The following is a 3,167-nucleotide window of genomic DNA, read 5'->3' as shown; positions in this document are numbered from 1 at the left end:
ATGATGGTCAGAGCAAGCCGACCCTCGGAGTTCCTCGTTTTGGGTCTGTTCGGCTTGGCGAGAGTCCAGCACCGCCAAAAAATGCGGAGGACAAGGGGAAAAGGGTGGAGATTTTTTGAGTGGGTTTCTCAAAAAATACTACCCGAACCTTGTGCGGAGCATAGCCCCCTTTTATATAGATAAGAGTGAAATTGATAGATAAATAGGGTTAAACCATTGATATTACTAGTTTTATAGTGGTTTTTCTTTGTGTAATTTTCTACTCTGCTTTGTGTAATTTTCTACTCTGTATTGTGTAATTTTTTTACACAATATAGTTGATTTAAATTATTTTAGATTGTATAGTAAGGTTAAAGTAATTAAGTTGTGGGAGGATATCTAGTGAGTACTACTAGAAAGAAAATAAAAGTAATAGGAACAGAAACCTACATAAAACAAGATACTGGTGAAATAAAAGAAATGAATGTCATAAACGTTGAAGAAAGAGACGCTAATTTTCATAAGTTATGGCTAGGTCATATTATTCAATCACTAGACTTGATTGGTAATAAAAAAATAAAAGTCCTTAATTTCATTATGAATAACCTCAACAGTGAAAATTACTTTTTAATGACCCAACAAGAAATGGAGAAAGCCTTAGGGATCAGCAGAAAAACAATTTCCGATACAATGAAAGCATTACAAGAAAGTGACTTTTTAACCTTAGTTCGTTCTGGTACTTATAGAATTAACCCTGATGTCTTATTTAAAGGCGGTAAAAATAATAGATTGAGTGTCTTAATTGAATATCATGACCAAAGAAACAAAGATAAAGACACAGAAGAAAAATAAAAAAAGCCCAAAATTAGGGCTTTTTTATTTATTTTACGAAGAAATAATAGAGTGCTGCTAACACAGGGACGTTAAAGGCAAGAGACCCCAAACCGTACTTTGCCACGTCCAACCAATCATTGATTAAAATCCCTTTTCTAGCGTTCTGGACCAAGCTCGATGTCCTTTGAGACAGCTCGTTCACGCTGTTTTTGTTGTTCTGCTCGATTTGGTTCAGCTTGTTCTCTATGGTTGCCCTGTTCTTGTCCAATTCGCTCGCCAGTCGTTTTATCAACTGATTGATAGTGCTGATACTGTTGTCGGTGTCCTTCTTTAAGCCCTCGCTTACGTTCTTCAAGTCGTTTGTTGAATTCGTCAGGATTGAAGTCACTTGCTTGTGAAGGTGCTGACTGACTCGGTTGATTTGTTCCAGTTCTGCCGTGATGGCGATTTCCTTTTGCATGCTCTCCTTCAGAAGCGTTGACAGATAGCCCTCGACTGGTGTCATTCTGACCAGAAGTTCTTGTTCGACCTTCGTCAGATTTTGAATTATGCTCTGTAGCTCTTGATATGCTTTCTGCAGATCCTCGTAATTGTTCGTTTGATAAAGCGGTGTTTCCTCGCTCTTGACTTGGCTTTCTCTCGCTTTCAATTTCTCTTGTAAACTCACCTTTTAACCTCTCCTTGTCATATGAATTTCCTAACGTAGAACCACGTACTTTCTTGCCATTATCGGGATGGGTAAACGTGATGTTTTTCCCACGTTCTTTGACCTCTATACCGTATTTATCGGTCAGATTCTGCTTGAATTCTTCATACGTCTTGGAGTCTTTCTTTTCTAAGTCGATTACTTGACGTAATTCGTCCTTCCAACTGATTTCCCCTTTTTCGAGCAAGGCTTTTTCTGCAAGAGTATAGCGTGTAGGAGCGTTTTTTTCCTGAACTACAGATAAGCCACGTTCTTTACAAAGACGGTCATTCGCTTCACGAATTTGATACAAAGATTCCTTAGAAGCGTTATACTTGGAGCCATTTTCATAATTAACGGAGTTGATGACAATGTGATTATGTACGTGGTCTTTGTCCGTATGCGTGTAAACGACCGCTTCATGCCCTTTCGCAACCTCTCTCGCAAGGTCACGACCTATCTCATTCGCCATTTCTGGTGAGACTTCTCCAGGCTTAAACGATTGGATAATATGATGAGCCTGTATACCTTCTGTTTTGCCCCACAGTTCCCTTGTAGCCTTCATTTGAGCCTTAGCATACTCAGCAGGGCAATCAACGCCCTCACGCACCTCTGCACGCTTCTCAGCGTAGTTGATCAGTCGGCTGGCTACTTTTGTATTGCTTCGCTGAATTGTCGCCATATCTCCTGCAACTCCTTCTGAACGCCCTGTAATTCCCCTTTGGGAATCGCATACCCCTCATTTGCTCGCCTGCTAATCTGATTCACGTTGTTCCCTAGCGCTCGTAATTGACGGGCTATCTCGAATGCTCCCTCCCTCTCAATTTTCGGTGGTCGCAATCTCGCCCCTTGTGCCTTCTTCTTGCAGAAGTTTGGCACACTCATTTGAAACTCTTTCGCCATCTGCTCAAGTCTTTCAAATTCGTCGTCGTTCACCCTAAATTTAATCTGCCGATTCTCTTTACGGTTCTCTCCCAAAGTTCAAAAGACCTCCCCTCTAATGCCATTTTTCAAATGGCAGCATGATTCATAATCGGTCGTGTTGGCTCCGATTATATCATTCATGCAAGAGGGTTGGCAAGCTGCTGAAATGGTACCCATTTCCCGCTTGATTTTGCTTTGCAAAATGCCCCCTAGCCCCCTAAAGGGGGAACAAGACCGCGGGCTACTCGCCCACCACCCAGCCAACGTAAGCACGTTGGATCGCCATAAAAACATCAACCAACCCTACCCTTCCAATCTTGGAAGGGATGCCCCTTCGGCAGGCGCAAACCGAATGGGAATTCGGTTAATTGCAATAGGCTCTTGGTGCAGTGAGTCCGTCAACTCCTTATCCTCCCTACGGTCCGGTACCGTTGACAGACGCCATAAGAGGCCCTTCTCGCCTTCGTGAGAGGTTGCCCCTTATCTAAAGACCTTTCGTTGCCTTAAAGGCAACAGAGACGCCTTTAAGGCGTTTATATGCCCTTAAAGGTTTTGACCTTTTCCCTTCCCCTTGTTTTGGGGATGGGGGCTGGCTCGCAGTGTGGGGGCGAGACCCCACGGTCTTATTGCGTAGCTGAAATTATGCCTAGAGGAATATTTCATACGGATGAACAGGCGGTTTTTGGCGGTATGATGGTCAGAGCAAGCCGACCCTCGGAGTTCCTCGTTTTGGGTCTGTTCGGCT

Annotated in this window: 3 protein-coding genes; 1 reads left to right on the top strand and 2 read right to left on the bottom strand. The window is 43.0% G+C overall.

Annotated features, from left to right (window positions below):
- The first annotated feature begins 381 nt into the window (after positions 1-381).
- A complete protein-coding gene (locus NR125_RS29050) occupies positions 382-831 on the top strand; it encodes a replication/maintenance protein RepL (RefSeq protein WP_202290155.1) in 450 nt (149 codons plus the stop codon).
- A 137-nt stretch (positions 832-968) separates the two neighbouring features.
- Here the strand turns inward: NR125_RS29050 and NR125_RS29045 are convergent, their stop codons facing one another.
- Entirely contained in the window at positions 969-2,180 is a 1,212-nt protein-coding gene (locus NR125_RS29045) for a relaxase/mobilization nuclease domain-containing protein (protein ID WP_202290151.1), read from the bottom strand.
- On the bottom strand, positions 2,147-2,476 hold the full coding sequence (locus NR125_RS29040; protein WP_202290153.1) for a MobC family plasmid mobilization relaxosome protein: 330 nt from the start codon (positions 2,474-2,476) through the stop codon (positions 2,147-2,149). The genes NR125_RS29045 and NR125_RS29040 overlap by 34 nt, the downstream gene beginning before the upstream one ends.
- Positions 2,477-3,167: the final 691 nt, after the last annotated feature.

Source organism: Cytobacillus sp. Bac17, from assembly GCF_024519925.1.
Lineage (GTDB): Bacteria > Bacillota > Bacilli > Bacillales > Cytobacillaceae > Cytobacillus > Cytobacillus pseudoceanisediminis.
Note: the sequence above shows the minus strand (reverse complement) of the source record. Positions and strands in the feature narration are given on the sequence as shown.

Coding starts and splice junctions, on each gene's coding strand:
- NR125_RS29045 (WP_202290151.1), bottom strand. CDS start 2,180: ATGGCGACAATTCAGCGAAGCAATACAAAAGTAGCCAGCCGACTGATC.